We start from the raw sequence: 17,006 nt of genomic DNA on the forward strand, positions 1-17,006 counted from the left end.
TATATTGTTAAGCTCAGAAGGTGAACTGTTTTTGTGCTATTTATTTTTGTTTTAGATTTGCCGTCATGCTGTACCTGCTTTTAATCATCAATATCATCGCTTTTATAACCTTTGCATGGGATAAATGGAAAGCCGTAAAACATAAAAGAAGAATCTCTGAAGCTTTCCTCTTCACCCTGATCTTTCTTGGCGGAACAATCGGTGCTATTCTTGGAATGCTTATTTTCAGGCATAAAATCTCAAAGAGAAGTTTTCTCATCAAAACCGCTCTCATCATTCTATTACAGCTACTCATCATGATCTCCCTAAAATCTTTCATCATAAATCAACTAACTAACTAACTAACTAACTAACTAACTAACTAACTAACTAACTAACTAACTAACTAACTTCCGCAACCACATTTTAACACTCTTTAAATACCACATCAACCCTTCACGGCATCATTTTTTCTTATTAACAGGCATAACACCAAAAAATAAAATAATATGTCAAAGAAAATTGCAATCTTAGCAACACACGGATTTGAAGAAAGCGAATTAAAATCTCCCAAAGAACATTTAGAACAACAGGGTTGGACAGCACACATCGTAAGTCCAAAGGCTGGAACAATCAAAGCATGGGCAGAAAAAGATTGGGGAAAAGAATACAGCGTTGACAAAACTTTAGATGAGGTTTCCGCCTCAGAATACGACGCCTTGGTACTTCCGGGAGGTGTCATCAATCCCGATCAGTTAAGAACGAATGATAAAGCTTTGTCTTTTGTTCAGGATTTTTTCAAACAACACAAACCAGTTGCTGCCATCTGTCACGGTCCACAAATTCTGATCAGTGCAGGTGCTGTTGAAGGTAGAAGTCTAACTTCTGTAAATTCCATCAGTATCGACTTAAAGAATGCAGGAGCACATTGGGAAGACAGCGAAGTAGTGGTAGATAATGGTTTGGTTACAAGCCGTACTCCCGAAGATCTTCCTGCCTTTAACACCAAAATGGTGGAAGAAATTAATGAAGATCAGAATTTGTAATATTTTCTAGGTTCTTTTGCCTTGATGCGAAAAGAACAATAAGTAAAATAATCTCAGCAAAATATAATAAAGACGGAAAGCTTCTGATAAAATTTAAAGTTTTATTAGGAGCTTTTCCCGCTTTCCACTATATCTTTTGTTCCGCTTTGCTGCACAAAAGAATGTCGTTGCAATCGGGGCTAGGATTTTCGTTGTTCCTTAAAATGTTTTAGAATTAAATCAACTTTCTCATCTTGTAGAGATCTTAATTCAACTATTCTTTTCTTTGTAAATAATTTTATGAATGTTCGTAATTAGTAATAACTTAGTTTTTAACGCTTTGTTTGTCATTCCGGAGGAATCTCAACACACTGAAAATAAAGCAGTCTAGATTCCTTCTGAATGACAAAATGACTGATGATTTTAGTGTTATGATTAAAAACGGACATTGATTATAATTTTTTTCGATTTATATTTACAGCTATTTAAGTTTAAAAAAACCATGAAAAAAGTAACATTTAATCTAATCGTTGGAGCCGGGTTAGTTTTAGGAACGGCTGCCTTATTTGGACAAAAATCTTTTAACACAATTACTCCAGTTACATTAGCTGAAAAAAAACAGGATGCCGGTGTTGAAGGCACTTGGAAACTTTATAAAGCAGATGGAAAAGTCGTGAAGGAAAACGTAACAAAAATATTTGCTGCTAACGGTGTAATTATTACAAAATACCCAAAAAGAACAACAAAAACGAAATGGAAAATAGAAAACGGAAAGCTTTGTACGAATGATTATGATCGTGATGAGTTTCAATGCAACGACTATAAAGTCACAAAAACTACTTTAACGTATACTTTTTTGAATTCAGAAATAATTTACACTCGTAAATAATACATTTTAATAGATAACTTTTGAAAATAAAAATGCCCGAAGAAATTCGGGCATTCGTTTTAGAAATATATAAGTGAGATTACTTCAACGTAAATTTTACCTTAGTTTTGATGGCATCAGAAGAGTTTCCAATCTGCGCTTCAAAATCTCCAGGTTCTGCAACCCAATCGTGCTTTTGAGCATCAAAAAAGCTTAACGCTGTTTTATCGATCGTGAAGATCACTTCTTTTTCTTCTCCAGGATTTAAAAATACTTTTTCAAAACCTTTCAGTTCTTTTGCAGGACGTTCGACTGATGATTTTACATCGGTAATATACAACTGTGCTACTTCAGCACCTGCTTTTTTACCTGTATTTTTTAGAGTAACGGTGAAAGTAATCTTATCATTCTGAGTCATGGTTGATTTATCAGCTTTTGCTTTTCCGAACTCAAAAGTGGTGTAGCTTAAACCGTGACCGAAGCTGAATAATGGCTTAATCTTTTTCGTGTCATGCCAACGGTAACCTACAAAGATTCCTTCGTTGTATTTAATATTGATCGGGTTTTTCTGGTCTTTACCTTTTCCGGCAGCCAACTCTTCTTTATTTCCGGGATATTCACCCATTGTATGAGCTGAGTTGTCTTCCAGTTTTACAGGAAATGTAAACGGAAGCTTTCCTGAAGGATTGGCATCGCCAGACAAAACAGAAGCAATAGAATTTCCTGCTTCAGATCCCAAATACCAACCCTGAACAATAGACGGAACTTCTTTAATCCACGGCATGGCTACTGCATTTCCGCTTACTAAAACTACAGTGAAATTTTTATTTGCTTTAGCTAATGCAGCAATTACGTTATCCTGATTGTATGGTAATCCGTAACTCTTTCTGTCATTTCCTTCGCTGTCCTGAAAATCAGATTTGTTTAATCCACCTACAAAAATCACATAGTCTGATTTTTTAGCTAATTCAACAGCTTCATTCAGTAATTCTTCAGGCGAACGGCTGTCTTTTAAATCTTGACCAGATTTTACACCGTTGTATTCACCTCCGACATCTCCTACGTAACCTCTTGCAAACTGTACATCAGAGTTTTTCCCGAACTTCGCTTTGATTCCGTCTAAAGGTAAGGTTTCGTATTTTACCTTTAAAGAAGATGAACCACCACCCACAGTCATTACTTTGATGGCATTCTCACCAATTACGGCAATTTTTTTAGCTTTATTGATATCGATTGGAAGTACGTTGCCTTGATTTTTCAACAATACAATTCCTTCTTCACCGATTTCTTTAGCAACTGCTTTATGTTCTTCAGATGCGATGTTACCGAAAGGTTTTTTGGTGTTCATCGTAGTCTTATATGCTAAACGTAAAAGCCTTGTCACTTTGTCGTCAAGCTCTGTTGTTCCTACTTTTCCTGATTTAATTAAATCTAAATAAGGTTTTGCCAAATAATAATTGTCATAAGCATTTCTGGTTCCGGCAGAAAGACCGTTCGTCCAGCTTCCGAACTCTACATCCAATCCGTTATGAATGGCTTGTTCGGTATTGTTTACTGCACCCCAATCAGAAACCACCACACCTTTGTATTTCCATTCTCCTTTAAGAATGTCATTTAAAAGATATTTGTTCTGGCTTGCGTACTGATTTTTGTACATATCATAAGCGCCCATAATCGTCCATGAATCTCCTTCGGTTACGGCAGCTTTGAAAGGCGGAAGATAAATTTCATATAACGCTCTGTCATCTACAATCACATTGCTTGTATGACGGAACATTTCCTGATTGTTTAAGGCAAAATGTTTCACAGAAGTTGCCACTCCGTTTGATTGAACTCCCTGAATGTAAGGAACCACCATTTTGGAAGTCAGATAAGGATCTTCACCCATGTATTCGAAGTTTCTTCCGTTCAAAGGTGTTCTGTAAATGTTAACTCCTGGTCCTAAAAGGATGTCTTTTTTTCTGTATCTTGCTTCTTCACCTAAAGCTTTACCGTAGTTCCAAGACATTTTCTTGTTCCATGTTGCAGATAGAGCTGTCAAGGCAGGGTAGGCAATGATAGAGTCATTTGTCCATCCGGCTTGATCCCATTCGTCCCACATTACTTCAGGGCGAACTCCGTGAGGTCCATCAGTTGTCCAGAATTCCGGAATTCCCAATCTTGGAACTCCCGGCGAACTGAACTTTGATTGTGCATGAAGCATTGCCACTTTTTCTTCAAGTGTCATTCTGGAAAGTGCATCCTGAATTCTCTGTTCAACAGGTTTAGATTCATCTAAATAAACAGGAACCTTAGTATTTTGAGCCATAGTAGAGGCAGATATAAGCGTAAACAAACTTAATAGTACAGTTTTCTTTAACATAAAAAACTTTTTATTGATTGCTTACAAAAATAGGTAAAATAATTATTATCTCAAATTGAGAAAATAAGTTTTTGGCAAAATGGTTATTTTTAACCACGAAGATGATGGTCAAGATTGTATGTTAGAAATCTGAGGTTTATAGATATTTGCTGGAGAAGTTTATTTTAAAATTAAATAATTATCGTTCAAAGGATTGTATGATAATTTAAATTAAAAAACACCGCTTCAGAGGTAAAGATTTTCCGAAACGATGTTTGCATATAATAATAGAATCTTTTACAAGTTCAATGTTTAATATTGTTTAGCTAACCTCGTCTTTTTGCTTTTGCAAAAATCCACCCCTTCAGAAAAGGGGAATTTTTAGTTTCGCCATCAACTGCCAACCAACAACTATCAATTCCAGCCTTTCACCGCGCCGCCTTTGAAAATTTCTTTGGCTTTGTCTTCCACTTCTTTAGACTGATACGCTTTTAAAAAGTTCTTCACTTTTTCATCATTCTTATTGTCTTCTCGTGAAACCACAACATTCATGTAAGGAGAATCTTTATCTTCTTTAAAGATTCCGTTTTTGTTGGCGTCTAATCCTGCTTGTGCTGCAAAATTATTATTGATAATCGCAATCACTACTTCTTTGTCCTCCAGAACTCTTGGAAGTTGAGGTGCTTCAATTTCAAGTATCTTCAGTTCTTTCGGATTTTCAGCAATATCGGTTACTTTAGGCAATAATCCGATTCCTTCTTTTAATTTTAATAAGCCATTTTTCTGTAATAAAAGTAGAGAACGACCTCCGTTGGTTGGATCATTAGGAATCACGATGGTACTTCCGTTTTGAAGCTCACTAATATTTTTTATTTTTTTTGAATAAGCAACTATCGGGTACACAAATGTGTTTCCAATTACGGCTAGTTTATAACCACGCTGTTTCGACTGTTCATTAAGATAAGGAACGTGCTGAAAAGCGTTGGCGTCGATGTCGCCATTGTTCAAAGCCTCGTTTGGAACTACATAATCGTTGAATGAAACCAGTTCCACTTCAAGATTATATTTTTCTTTGGCTACTTTTTTGGCAGTTTCTGCAATTTCCTGTTCCGGTCCGGATGTTATTCCTACTTTGATGAAATTCGGATCATCTTTTTTTGGAGAATTACAAGCTCCGAATAACAGCAAACCTGCTGCTAAACTTAAAATTTTTATTTTTTTCATTGTAAATTATTTTTTAGTTATTTTTTTTGGGTTGTACGCAACGGCGCAAAGATTTCTTAATTATTACTCTGTTTTAAGGCGCAAGAAAATCGAAGATTTTCAATATGAGAAAGAATGATTTATTCTCAATTAATTTTATTGCGGATAAAATCCTTGCGCCTTACATCATTATTTAGATGAAAAATTGCACCTTAGCGATTAATAAATATTCAATTTATCTTTCAATCATCGATGATCAAATCTTTTTGCCAATCGATCCCCAGAAAACTGAATGATAAATACCAAAGCAACCAATAATCCCAGTACGAGATTCATAATTAATGAATCATAACCGATATACCCGTACTGATAACCAATTTGTCCCAATCCACCAGCTCCGACAGCTCCACCCATTGCGGAATATCCCACAAGCGTAATCAAAGTAATTGTGGCATTATTAATTAATGAAGGCAAAGCTTCAGGAAGCAAAACTTTTTTAATAATCTGTAACGGACTTGCTCCTAAAGCTCTTGCAGTTTCAATCAAACCATTCGGAATTTCCAATAAACTATTTTCTACTAATCTTGCAATAAATGGTGCTGCACCGATGCTTAACGGAACTAATGCTGCATTCATTCCAATAGAAGTTCCAACAATAGACCTTGTGAAAGGAATCATCCAGACAATCAGAATTATAAAAGGAATTGACCTGAAAATATTCACCAAAACCGATAGAGTTCTATTGTAAATTATGTTCTCTAAAAGCTGTCCTTTTCGGGTAATAAAAAGTAGAATTCCAACGGGAAGACCAAGCACAAAACCGAAAAATCCTGATACAAAAGTCATATAAACAGTTTCCCAGACTCCTTTTGAAAGAAGCGAAATTACGGTGTCACTAAGCATAACCTTTTAAAGTATTTTGAATGTTATTCTGATTAAAATAATAGATGGCTTTCTGGTTTTCTTCACTTTCACCTTTCAAGTGCAGAAGAAGTTTTCCAAAATTGGAATCTCCCAGATATTCTACATCAGCCTTCAGAAGTTTGTAAGGAATTTTATATTGATCGTAAATGATTGAAAGCAGTTCTTCAACGCTTATTTTTTCGTTTAATTCGATTTCAACTAAAGGAAAAAGTCCCGCTTGTGGCTCTTTCTGTAGTTTTTTGTTGAGTTCTTGCGGTATAGTCATAACACCTGAGTTTAAAAATTGTTTGATGATAGGATTTTCTTTGTTGGAAATAATTTCGCTCAAAGTCCCTTTTGTTACTAATTGTCCTTTGTCGATAACGGCGACGTGGTTGCAGATCGCTTTGATGACTTCCATCTCGTGGGTAATCAGCAAAATTGTGATTCCGAGCCTGTGATTGATATCTCTCAAAAGCTGCAAAATAGATTGCGTGGTTGCCGGATCGAGTGCGCTTGTCGCTTCATCACAGAGCAGGAGGTACGGGTCGTTGGCTAGTGCTCTTGCAATGGCAACCCTTTGTTTTTGTCCACCAGATAAACTTTTAGGATAATCATGAGCTTTATCTTCCAAGCCGACGATTTTTAAAAGTTCGCTGACTTTTTCACGGATTTTGTCTTTACTTAAATTGTCCAGTTCCAGCGGAAGTGCGATATTTTCAAAAACTGTTCTCGATGAAAGCAGATTAAAATGCTGGAAGATCATTCCGATTTTTTTACGCTCTTTGGCGAGTTGTCTTGATTTTAATTTGGTGAAATCAGTTCCGTTCATAATGATTTGTCCGTTATCAGGTCTTTCCAAAAGATTGACGGTTCTGATTAAAGTACTTTTTCCGGCTCCCGAAAATCCGATGATGCCTACGATATCGCCTTTTTCAATACTGAGATTGACATCATCTAAAGCTTTAAAAGACTGCTTTTTCTGATGAAAAGTCTTTGATATGTTTTTGATTTCTATCATTATATTTTTTAAAATTACATGGGTTGATAAGGTCTGCTGATTCTTCCGAAATGTCTTGCAACTCTTCTTATTTTCGCTTTTGACCGTTTTGAAAGTCTGAAATATTTGGTCACATTGGTTAGTAAAACTCCGATTAAGATGATGGCTAACCCATACAGTTGATTTCCGTTAATGGTTTGATTAGCAATGATAAATCCTGCGATTACGGTAACAATTGGGTTAATATAAGTATGTGTGCTTACGATGGCTGCGGGTTTTACCGATAAAAGCCAGATGTAAGAAATATAAGCGATTATTGATCCGAAGAATATAAGAAACAGTAAACCTAACCACGCAGAAACCGGAATTGTCGCCATTGAAAATCCTGTCCATTCACTTCTGAAAAAAGCAACCACAAAAGAAGCTAAACCTGCCACAATTAATTGCTGCGAAATATTCATGAAGGTTGAATGATCTGCCGGATTTTTCTTAGAATATAAAGACCCCAAAACCCATGCAACCGAACTTAAAGCCAAAACGATAAATGCAGTAATCCGAAGAGATGAGCTTACATTTTCTGTATGAGAATGGACACTTCCGTTCAAAAATAAAATCAGTCCGGCAAATCCTAATAGTAATCCTATAGGTATAAATTTATCTGAAAAATAATAGCTCCAGTTTTTCCTATCAATCGCTATGAACCAGAACGGTCCTGTCGCAATCGTGATGGCAGCTTCGGAAGCCGTGACATATTGTTCGCCCCAAGCGACAAGTCCCGTTCCTCCGGTCAGAATAAGAATTCCGGTCACTGCATTTTTCCACCAGTTTTTCAATGAATTAGCTTTTTCACCTTTTGCTAATAAATAGCCGATCAATAAAATTCCCGCTGCGAAAAATCTTAATCCTGAAAGAATAAAAGGCGGAAATCCGGTCAACCCGAATGATATTGCCAGAAAAGTGATTCCCCAAATAATATAAATATTGGCAAAGGCTACGGGAATCAGCCATTTGTTTTTTAAATTAGAAGTACTCATGTTGTTTTTTGTTTATTGGTTTTTTTCAAATAAAAAAGGCTCTACAACGTGGTAAAGCCTTTAAAAATATGTCATAATAAAAAGTAAGGTCATCCACTAAAATTCACATATAAAGGCATACAGCATTGCATCATCATATAATTGATGGGCATCATCTTCATTGAATTGTATCTTAATTTTGTTTTCATTTTCATTTCCAAACTGATTACGAGTGCAAATATAGAACATATATTTTTATTAGTCTACTAAAAAAGTAGACTTTATTTAATTAAAATTTTATTATTTAATTTAATGTGCATTAAATCATGCTGTTATGTTTCTGTTTTGTGATGCTGATTTTAATCATGTTTACTTTTGAAGTTGTTTTCTGCCGAAAAATATTATTTTAGGTCTATGAAAATTCAAATCATCAGTGACTTACATCAGGAGTTTGGTTCAACAGATTTATCTTTTGATGATGTAGATGTTGTTGTCTTGGCAGGGGATGTTAATTTAGGAACAAAAGGAGTTGAATGGATTAAAACTAAAATTCCAAACAAATCTGTGATTTATGTTTTAGGAAATCATGAATATTATAAAGGTTCTTACCCGAAAACTTTAAACAAAATAAAAGAAGCTTCAAAAAATTCTAATGTATTTGTGCTCGAAGATTCTTTTGTGGATATTGAAGATGTAAGATTTCACGGAGCAACTTTGTGGACTGATTTTTCGTTATTTGGAAGCCCAATGGCGTACGGAAGTCTTTGTCAAACTCAGATGAATGACTATAAATTAATCAGAAGAGATCCTTCTTACTCAAAAATGCGTAGCATTGATACATTTAAGATTCATCAAATCTCAAGGCATTGGCTCAAAGAAAGTCTGGAAAATTCAAAAGGAATGAAAAATATTGTGATTACTCATCATGCACCAAGTATGCAATCTGTTCCGGAACATTTTAAAAATGATCCGGTCACTTCAGCGTATGCTTCCAATCTTGAAGATTTTATTGAAGAACATCAGCCGTTGTATTGGATTCATGGGCACATTAATACGCCGGCAAGATATAAAATTGATGAAACAGAAATTATCTGCAACCTGCATGGCTATATTACAGAAAAGTATAATGGCTATGAGAAAGAGTTGATTATTGAAATTTAATTTTTCTAAGATTCCATATAATTTTACAGTTTTAAAAAATGTACACGATTTTTCAAAATCCTGTAAAGTAAAAACCTCACCTCTTTCGTCTCTTTCAGCAAAGGTTTTAAACCATGGAAACTATGAAGAATACAAACATTCAAGACGGAATTATTCTGATTCCTGATTTCAGTGGATTCACTGAATTTGTGTTCAATACAAAACTTTATACCGGAGAATATATTGTAAGACAACTACTTTCTATTTTGATTGATGTAAACAATCAATATTTTGATATTTCTGAAATTGAGGGCGATGCGATTTTGTTCTATAAATACGATCAAAAACCGTCTTACCAAAAAATTTCAAAGATGCTTCGAAATATGAGAAATGCCTTCAATATGAAAATTCTGGAACTGAGCGAAATGTTGAACACCACCATCGAATTATCATTAAAATTTATCGTTCACTACGGAAAATTTACGCAATACAATATCGGAAGTTTCAAAAAACTATACGGAAAACCCGTAGTAGAAGCTCATCAAATGCTGAAAAATGATTTGGCTGAGCAACCTTCTTATGCTTTGTATAGTCATTCTTTTTTGGAGAATTCTCAGAAAGACGAAGCTGATTCAAATAAAGAACTGATGCATGTATCAGAAGTTGGAGCGATTCAATATTTTGGAAATATAGATTAGCAATTTATTATTAATTCTTTGCTATTTGCTTTTGTTAACGTCCGGAGAAATTCGGGCGTTTTTGTATATTTATGTTTTACTATTATGAAGAAAAAAGGTAACGGTCACATCAGAAAAGATGCTAATGATTTACTCACACGTCAATTGAGAAAGTTGTTTTTTGATAATAACATGAACTTGAAAGAAAACCCATCTACTGCAGATGAAGATATGGGTATTGATTACTATTTTGAAGTTTTTGATGATAGTATTCCAAAAGAGCCAAAGCATCTTTATCATATTTATAATCAAAATAAAGGCACTGAAAATTTAAAAATAATAACTACTAAAACTGATGAAAACTTCGGTAAAATTGCATTTTCATTGTCTATTAGACACGTTGAATATTTTTATTACGAATTAGATGAAGCTCTAATATTTACTATTTGTGATATTAAAAATGATAAAGTTTATTGGTATGACATCCAAAATGATTCTCTATTGCCAGAAAGAATAAATGAACAAAAATGTAATTCCATTAATTCTATAACAATATATATTCCTGCCGAGAATATTTTAAGTCAAGAAACTTTTGATACTTTATTAAAAAGAAGAAGCTACGCAAAATATAATCAAATACGAAAAAAAGAAACTTTTAATAATTTAGAAGCTGATTATTCCTTAACAAATATCGGAAATTCAAATTTTAAAATGATTGATAAAATTCTTCATACAATAAATTTATTTGAAGGAATAAAAGTTCTACCAGAAAATGTGATCTGTCAATTACATCCTTTTAAAGGAACCAAACAAAAAACTAATATTTCTGATTTGAACTTTGAAACAGATAATGAAGAATTTTTTGATTTCATGGATTAAATTATTTTGGAAAACAATAAATTAAGAACTTTAGATAGTTATGAAATTGATGAAAATGATAATTTAAAGAAAGTGATTGAATTTTTTCAAATTAATAATATTTATCATATAAGATGGTCAGGGAAAACTATAAAAAAGCAAATCTGCGTACATGAATTATTTCATTATGCTGAGTGCGATTGTGAAAGATGCAATTTAGAAAGGTTAAATTTAGTAAGAACAAAAGAACTTTTAAATGTTGAAAATTCTAGTAGAAATTATGAATATTTAAGGAGAGGTTACACTCATTATTTATTGGGAAATTACAAAGAGTCGTATGAAATTTTTTATAAAGTCTATACTGAAGCAAATAAAAATCAAAATCCAATTAATTTCACTATATCTAAATATAATTTAATTAAGTTAAGAGGATTAATTAAGTCATTTTACTATGAAAATGATAGAGATGAAATTGTTAAGAAATTAGAGAAAATAAAATTTGAAAATGATGAAAGATTTGTAAAAGAATATGCACCATATTTTGTAGATATTTATAAGAATATCAAAGATTTGAAATTTTATGATAATGTATTTGATAAGATAGATGATAGTTTTTTAAAAATTCAAAAGTTTCACTATAGAGATAGGCATGGTGGAAGTGAATCTGATGCTGCATATTATAAATTGCAATCTTCTTTTTTAAGATTCAAATCATACCTACATCATAACTTTATCATATTTAATCATTACCAAGAATATGAACAGTTATCCCAAAAAATACTAGAAAGTTTATTAGTACTTCATACTTTAAAAAATCCAGAAACAAACAAATATGAACAATTTGATTGGTATGCTTTAGAACTTTGGATATTTAATATTCAGGAGGAATTTACTACGTATTTATTCAGAAAGTATGAAATAAAAACTATAAGGATAAGTATGGAAACTTTTAATAAGTTGGAAGCATTAGTAGATAATTTATTAAAATCACAAATTGAATTTAAAAAATATAGCAGTGTTTATAGTCCACTCAGATTAGGAAGAATAATCAACAATATTATAGCAATTATAACTCTTGTTGATAAGACTCCACAGCAAAAAGAAAATATTATTTTAAAGATTTTATCAAATTCTAAAATACTATTAAAGTATAATTTAATGCCTTTTGATGGATTAAATTTTTATGCAATAAAGAAAGAATCATTTATAAAGAAAGCAACATTAAAGAAGATCGCTTATATCTTGTTTTTAAATAATAGTACATATAGATATTTTGAGGTATTGGAGAAATATTTTGAGTTATGTACAGAAAAAGAAATCGAAAAATTAATATACAGGGTTCTAAAAATAAATACGTTAGATGATATAAATGTCAAAAGTGTGGATTTTGAAGACTTACTATATGCGTTTTCACTGCTTAATCAAAATAATAAAGATTCTTTAAAGGTTAAGTTTAATAATATTTTAGAGAAAGATTTCGACTCTTCCTTATATTCAAATCTATTGTTGTATGATTTAATTGATTTTGAAGAAAGTAGTTTTGACAAACTTCTATCTTACGTTGTTAATAGATCTGATTTTGATGAGAAAAGATTTCCTTTTCATTCATACCAAAATCTTGATTTTTATAATGTAATGAGTGTTGTATTCAAATATAATTTAAAAATTGATGAAAAAATCAAAGCACAGATAGATAAAGTTTTTCACAAAGAAAGAGATTATTTTGAATGGTTAATGGATATAGATAATTATGATTACACGAAGTTTAATTCTTATTGGATTCTTAAAAGTCGAACAAAGTATTTCACTGAAAGATTTAAAAAATCAACCAAATTAAAAACAGAAATTGAAAAATCATTAAAAGTAAATTATATTGAAGGTGTTGCAAAAATGTATTTTAGAGACTTAGTTTAATGTAAGAATTTTTATAAATTGTACAACGTCTAAATTCCAAAAAAAATCCCGACTTTTGCACCCCTCTCAATAATCCCGAATATTCATGAAACTTTGTATTGCCGAAAAACCCAGCGTTGCCAGAGATATTGCCAAAGTATTGGGCGCAACCATGCCTAAGCAGGGCTACATGGAAGGAAACGGCTATTGTGTGACATGGACTTTTGGACATCTTTGTACCCTAAAAGAACCTCATGATTACGGTCCTCAATACAAATCCTGGAATTTGTTTTTGCTGCCAATTATTCCTCAAAATTTCGGAATCAAATTAATCCCAAATAAAGGTGTTGAAAATCAGTTTAAAGTTATCGAAAGATTGGTTGCAGAATGTGATGAGGTCATCAATTGCGGGGATGCCGGACAAGAGGGAGAGCTCATTCAAAGATGGGTTTTACAAAAAGCTAAATGCAACAAACCGATTCAGCGTTTATGGATTTCTTCATTGACGGAAGAAGCCATTAAAGAAGGTTTTGCAAGTTTAAAACCAGCCGAAGATTATAAAAATCTTTATTTGGCAGGAAATGCAAGAGCGATAGGAGATTGGTTGTTAGGAATTAACGCCACAAGACTTTTCACGAAAAAATTTGGTGGGAATAAAGCAGTTTTGTCCATTGGAAGAGTTCAGACTCCGACTTTGGCAATGTTGGTTCAACGTCAGAAAGAAATTGATGCTTTTACGACTGAAGAATATTGGGAATTGAAAACTAAATATCGGGATGTAATTTTCAACGCAGCAATCGACCGTCTGAAAAGCTTAGACCGAGCTGAAAAAGGTTTGGAATATTTGAAAGTCAATCCTTTTGAAATTGTTTCATTTGAAATTAAGGAAGGAAAAGAAAAAAATCCTAGACTGTTCGATTTGACCGGACTTCAGGTAGAGGCAAACAAAAAATACGGCTATTCGGCAGAAAATACGTTAAATTATATTCAGAGTCTTTACGAGAAAAAACACGTTACTTATCCACGTGTTGATACGACCTATTTATCCGAAAGTTTGTATCCGAAAATCGAAGGAATTCTTCGTAAAATGACACCTTATCAAGATTTGATTGCACCTCTTTTGCAAGAACCGATTCCAAAATCGAAAGCGGTTTTTGATGATGCAAAAGTAACTGATCACCATGCGATTATTCCGACGGAAGTAACGCCTTCTCAAAATTTAACAAGAGAAGAAAAATTAATTTATGATTTAATTGCGAAACGTTTTATCGCTGTTTTTTATCCTGAATGTAAAATTTCAAATACTTTGGTGGAAGCAAAAGTGGGAACGATTCCATTTAAAACCAGTGGAAAACAAATTCTTGAACCAGGTTGGAGAGCTGTTTATGCCAAAGAACCAAAAGAAGAATCAACGGATAAAGAAAAAGATAAAGAAGAGGAACAAACGATTCCCGAATTTGTAGTTGGAGAAACCGGACCGCACGAACCGATGATTCATCAGGGAAAAACTTCGCCGCCAAAACCTTATACGGAAGCCACACTTCTTCGTGCAATGGAAACTGCCGGAAAGCAAATCGACGATGAAGAACTTCGGGAAATGATGAAGAATAACGGAATCGGAAGACCTTCAACCCGTGCAAATATTATCGAAACACTTTTCAAAAGAAAATACATTGAAAGGAAAAAGAAAAATTTAGTGGCAACTTCCACAGGAATTCAGTTAATTGATACCATTGAAGACGAATTGCTGAAAAGTCCTGAATTGACTGGAGAATGGGAATCTAAGCTTCGAAGAATTGAAAAAGGCGAATATGAAGCGAATCAGTTTAAAGATGAATTGATTCAGATGGTGACTGAATTGACTAAAAGAGTAGTCGACGGAAAAGGGAAGGTCATAAATCTTGAAGAAGAAAAACCTGAAGTTAAAGAAAAGAAAAAACGTGAACCAGCCGTAAAAAAAGAATTACAGTCCTGGGAAGAAACCCAATGCCCAAAATGCAAAGCTCACAACTTGATGAAAGGTAAAACTGCAGTCGGATGTTCTGATTTTAAAAACTGCGGCTTTAAAGTTTCATTTGATATTTTCGGCAAAAAGCTTTCCGATAAGCAATTAATGGATTTAGTCTTAAAAGGAAAAACTTCAAAATTAAAAGGTTTCACGACGCACCCAGAAAATGTAGTAGAAGGAATTATTACGCTTTCTCCAGAATTTCTAATCAATCTCATTTCGTAGTAAGTGATTGATTGTTATATTGATTACAAAAAGTAAATTTTTTTAAACCATTAAGATTAGTTTAGATTTTAAGAATATTAAGTTGAGCTTTGTTTTAAAAGTTATTCTTAAAAAATCTTTAGATTTCTCTTAATTTCTCTCAACTTCTTAACTAATCTTAATGGTAGGATTTTCAATAATTTTGTTATCAATTATCAATTATCAATTATCAATTATCAATTATTTAACGTAGAGTCTCATTCTCGCTTCATATTCCGGTTTAGTTTTCAAGAATTTCCATATCTTTTTATCATCGGGATTGCTGATCCTGAAGTAAATAATTTTATCAGCAGAATATTTAAAATAAGGATGGTTTTTCAGCCATTCTTCAGGAGCGTCAACCAAAGTGTGTCGTTCAACTTTCGAATTATCGAGCGGAGCAATGCTGAGTAACTTTTGAACTAATTCTTTGTCAATATTATAAGTCTCTAAAATCTGTTCTTTCGTCATAAAACCGCCCAATTTCTTTCTGAAACCAATCATAGAGCCTGCACTTTTTTCATCCAATCCAAATTCTAAAAGCTGTTTAAACGTAATTGAATTCATATCTGTTTTTGAGAAATCAGTTTTTTCTTGTTTAAATTCCTGCTTTTTATCATCTGAACTTTTTGTCATTGTTGACGGATTCAGCTTAATATAAGGCTTTAATTCTTCAAACTTTTCTGCAGAAATAACAAAACAGTTTTTAATATCATCTAAAGTTTTAAAACTGCCTTTAAGATTTCTGTCACGATAATTCACAATCACATTCGCCTGTTTTTCAGAAAATCCTAGAGCCATCCAACCGTTTACATCCAGCGTATTCGGATCAAAAGAAGTTTGTGGAGTTTTAGATTTAAATGAATTAGATTTTCCTGAATAAGCATTGAAATTGGCTGGAGTTTTTGCGGGTAAAATCAAATAGGGTTCAAGCTTAGCATAATTTTCTTCGTTGATAATAAAGCATTCTTTAAACTTTTCTTTGCTCACGAAACTTCCGCTCAAGTAACTTTTGTATTTCAAAATAGCAGCAGCTTGTTTCTCAGAAAATCCTATATTTTCCCAATCAGTTTGTGAAAGTTGATCAGGATTAAATTTCCTTGTAATGTTTAAAGATTTCTTTTCAAAACTTTTAAAGTTTGAATTTCCTTTGGCTTCAGAATTAGTTTCAGGAAGTAAAATGAATGCTTCAAGTTGAGTGAATTTTTCCTCAGAAATCGCATAACATTTTTTCAACTGTTCTTTAGAAAGGAAATTTCCTCCAACAATTTTCTTGTATTTTAGAATTGTAGCGGTTTGTTTGTCAGAAAATCCGAGTTTTTGCCATTGATTTTCATCGAGCTCATTTGGATCAAATTCAGAAATAGATTCGACGGGTAAATCTTCGGAAATAAAAGTAAGTTCGGGAAATTTTTCGTCACTTTTTTCTGTGTAATTCTGAAAGAAAGTTAATGCTAAAAGCAGCATTCCCAAAACTGCCATCTTTTGATAGTAATTTTTTTTCATCATTTGTATTTTATGTTTTTGAAATAATTTTAATTTCTCAAAATCATTATACAATAAAGGTATGAATTAATTTAATTCACAGCTTAATAAAATGGAAAAAATATTGATTAAATATCTGTTTATTAGATTGCTATAGTTTAAAATTGGTATTGGGAATAGAGTTGTTGTTTTTAAATAATTTCCCAATAAAGAAATTTAATCGTCAATTCTATGACGACTCAGAAATTTAATTTAATAGAAAAATGAAAATTAGGAAGTACTTTTCCTGTTAGAGAAAATTTGCACGATTGAACCTAAAAATATTCCGATTACAGCACTAAGAAGAATTCATTTATCTTAAAAGTTATAC

14 protein-coding genes are annotated in these 17,006 nt (G+C 32.8%); 8 read left to right on the plus strand and 6 right to left on the minus strand.

Translation table 11 applies throughout. The features are described 5' to 3' along the window. Nucleotides 1-65: 65 nt before the first annotated feature. From OF897_RS04240 to OF897_RS04250, 3 genes are all read left to right on the plus strand, one after another. Nucleotides 66-341, plus strand: a complete 276-nt coding sequence (locus tag OF897_RS04240; protein WP_267264452.1) for a DUF1294 domain-containing protein — start codon at nt 66-68, stop codon at nt 339-341. A 147-nt stretch (nt 342-488) separates the two neighbouring features. Then, complete coding sequence (locus OF897_RS04245) at nt 489-1,025, plus strand: type 1 glutamine amidotransferase domain-containing protein (protein WP_267264453.1); 537 nt, start codon at nt 489-491, stop codon at nt 1,023-1,025. Between the two features lie 481 nt (nt 1,026-1,506). Beyond that, nucleotides 1,507-1,893, plus strand: coding sequence for a hypothetical protein (locus OF897_RS04250; RefSeq protein ID WP_242802396.1), 387 nt, complete (start codon nt 1,507-1,509; stop codon nt 1,891-1,893). A 79-nt stretch (nt 1,894-1,972) separates the two neighbouring features. Here the strand turns inward: OF897_RS04250 and OF897_RS04255 are convergent, their stop codons facing one another. The 5 genes from OF897_RS04255 to OF897_RS04275 all read right to left on the minus strand — a co-directional run bounded on the left by OF897_RS04255 (nt 1,973) and on the right by OF897_RS04275 (nt 8,353). Further along, complete coding sequence (locus OF897_RS04255) at nt 1,973-4,234, minus strand: glycoside hydrolase family 3 C-terminal domain-containing protein (protein ID WP_267264454.1); 2,262 nt, start codon at nt 4,232-4,234, stop codon at nt 1,973-1,975. A gap of 393 nt (nt 4,235-4,627) precedes the next feature. Then, on the minus strand, nt 4,628-5,437 hold the full coding sequence (gene metQ / locus OF897_RS04260) for a methionine ABC transporter substrate-binding lipoprotein MetQ (protein WP_267264455.1): 810 nt from the start codon (nt 5,435-5,437) through the stop codon (nt 4,628-4,630). Nucleotides 5,438-5,662: 225 nt separating this feature from the next. Next, nucleotides 5,663-6,319: a methionine ABC transporter permease MetI gene (gene metI, locus OF897_RS04265; RefSeq protein ID WP_267264456.1), complete on the minus strand. Its 657-nt coding sequence runs from the start codon at nt 6,317-6,319 to the stop codon at nt 5,663-5,665. Further along, nucleotides 6,312-7,340, minus strand: a complete 1,029-nt coding sequence (locus tag OF897_RS04270) for a methionine ABC transporter ATP-binding protein (RefSeq protein WP_267264457.1) — start codon at nt 7,338-7,340, stop codon at nt 6,312-6,314. Before OF897_RS04270 ends, metI begins: the two co-directional genes overlap by 8 nt. A 14-nt stretch (nt 7,341-7,354) precedes the next feature. After that, a complete protein-coding gene (locus OF897_RS04275) occupies nt 7,355-8,353 on the minus strand; it encodes an EamA family transporter (protein WP_267264458.1) in 999 nt (332 codons plus the stop codon). 393 nt (nt 8,354-8,746) lie between these two features. Between OF897_RS04275 and OF897_RS04280 the strand changes: the two genes are divergently transcribed. The 5 genes from OF897_RS04280 to OF897_RS04300 all read left to right on the plus strand — a co-directional run bounded on the left by OF897_RS04280 (nt 8,747) and on the right by OF897_RS04300 (nt 15,133). Then, complete coding sequence (locus OF897_RS04280; RefSeq protein WP_267264459.1) at nt 8,747-9,493, plus strand: metallophosphoesterase; 747 nt, start codon at nt 8,747-8,749, stop codon at nt 9,491-9,493. Nucleotides 9,494-9,615: 122 nt separating this feature from the next. Further along, entirely contained in the window at nt 9,616-10,170 is a 555-nt protein-coding gene (locus OF897_RS04285; protein ID WP_267264460.1) for a DUF2652 domain-containing protein, read from the plus strand. Nucleotides 10,171-10,254: 84 nt separating this feature from the next. After that, on the plus strand, nt 10,255-11,028 hold the full coding sequence (locus OF897_RS04290) for a DUF4365 domain-containing protein (RefSeq protein WP_267264461.1): 774 nt from the start codon (nt 10,255-10,257) through the stop codon (nt 11,026-11,028). A gap of 6 nt (nt 11,029-11,034) precedes the next feature. Then, complete coding sequence (locus OF897_RS04295) at nt 11,035-12,921, plus strand: hypothetical protein (protein ID WP_267264462.1); 1,887 nt, start codon at nt 11,035-11,037, stop codon at nt 12,919-12,921. Between the two features lie 85 nt (nt 12,922-13,006). Further along, entirely contained in the window at nt 13,007-15,133 is a 2,127-nt protein-coding gene (locus OF897_RS04300) for a type IA DNA topoisomerase (protein WP_267264463.1), read from the plus strand. A 219-nt stretch (nt 15,134-15,352) separates the two neighbouring features. On the opposite strand, the gene OF897_RS04305 is transcribed toward OF897_RS04300, so the two are convergent. Then, nucleotides 15,353-16,657, minus strand: a complete 1,305-nt coding sequence (locus OF897_RS04305; protein ID WP_267264464.1) for a helix-hairpin-helix domain-containing protein — start codon at nt 16,655-16,657, stop codon at nt 15,353-15,355. Nucleotides 16,658-17,006: the final 349 nt, after the last annotated feature.

It is taken from the genome of Chryseobacterium formosum (genome assembly GCF_026460885.1).
GTDB classification, from domain to species: domain Bacteria; phylum Bacteroidota; class Bacteroidia; order Flavobacteriales; family Weeksellaceae; genus Chryseobacterium; species Chryseobacterium formosus.

Excerpts from the sequence above, each read along its gene's own strand:
- OF897_RS04300 (WP_267264463.1), top strand. The coding sequence starts at position 13,007 with ATGAAACTTTGTATTGCCGAAAAACCCAGCGTTGCCAGAGATATTGCC.
- OF897_RS04290 (WP_267264461.1), top strand. The coding sequence starts at position 10,255 with ATGAAGAAAAAAGGTAACGGTCACATCAGAAAAGATGCTAATGATTTA.
- OF897_RS04305 (WP_267264464.1), bottom strand. The coding sequence starts at position 16,657 with ATGAAAAAAAATTACTATCAAAAGATGGCAGTTTTGGGAATGCTGCTT.
- OF897_RS04275 (WP_267264458.1), bottom strand. The coding sequence starts at position 8,353 with ATGAGTACTTCTAATTTAAAAAACAAATGGCTGATTCCCGTAGCCTTT.
- OF897_RS04285 (WP_267264460.1), top strand. The coding sequence starts at position 9,616 with ATGAAGAATACAAACATTCAAGACGGAATTATTCTGATTCCTGATTTC.
- OF897_RS04250 (WP_242802396.1), top strand. The coding sequence starts at position 1,507 with ATGAAAAAAGTAACATTTAATCTAATCGTTGGAGCCGGGTTAGTTTTA.
- OF897_RS04270 (WP_267264457.1), bottom strand. The coding sequence starts at position 7,340 with ATGATAGAAATCAAAAACATATCAAAGACTTTTCATCAGAAAAAGCAG.
- metQ (WP_267264455.1), bottom strand. The coding sequence starts at position 5,437 with ATGAAAAAAATAAAAATTTTAAGTTTAGCAGCAGGTTTGCTGTTATTC.
- OF897_RS04240 (WP_267264452.1), top strand. The coding sequence starts at position 66 with ATGCTGTACCTGCTTTTAATCATCAATATCATCGCTTTTATAACCTTT.
- OF897_RS04255 (WP_267264454.1), bottom strand. The coding sequence starts at position 4,234 with ATGTTAAAGAAAACTGTACTATTAAGTTTGTTTACGCTTATATCTGCC.
- metI (WP_267264456.1), bottom strand. The coding sequence starts at position 6,319 with ATGCTTAGTGACACCGTAATTTCGCTTCTTTCAAAAGGAGTCTGGGAA.
- OF897_RS04280 (WP_267264459.1), top strand. The coding sequence starts at position 8,747 with ATGAAAATTCAAATCATCAGTGACTTACATCAGGAGTTTGGTTCAACA.
- OF897_RS04245 (WP_267264453.1), top strand. The coding sequence starts at position 489 with ATGTCAAAGAAAATTGCAATCTTAGCAACACACGGATTTGAAGAAAGC.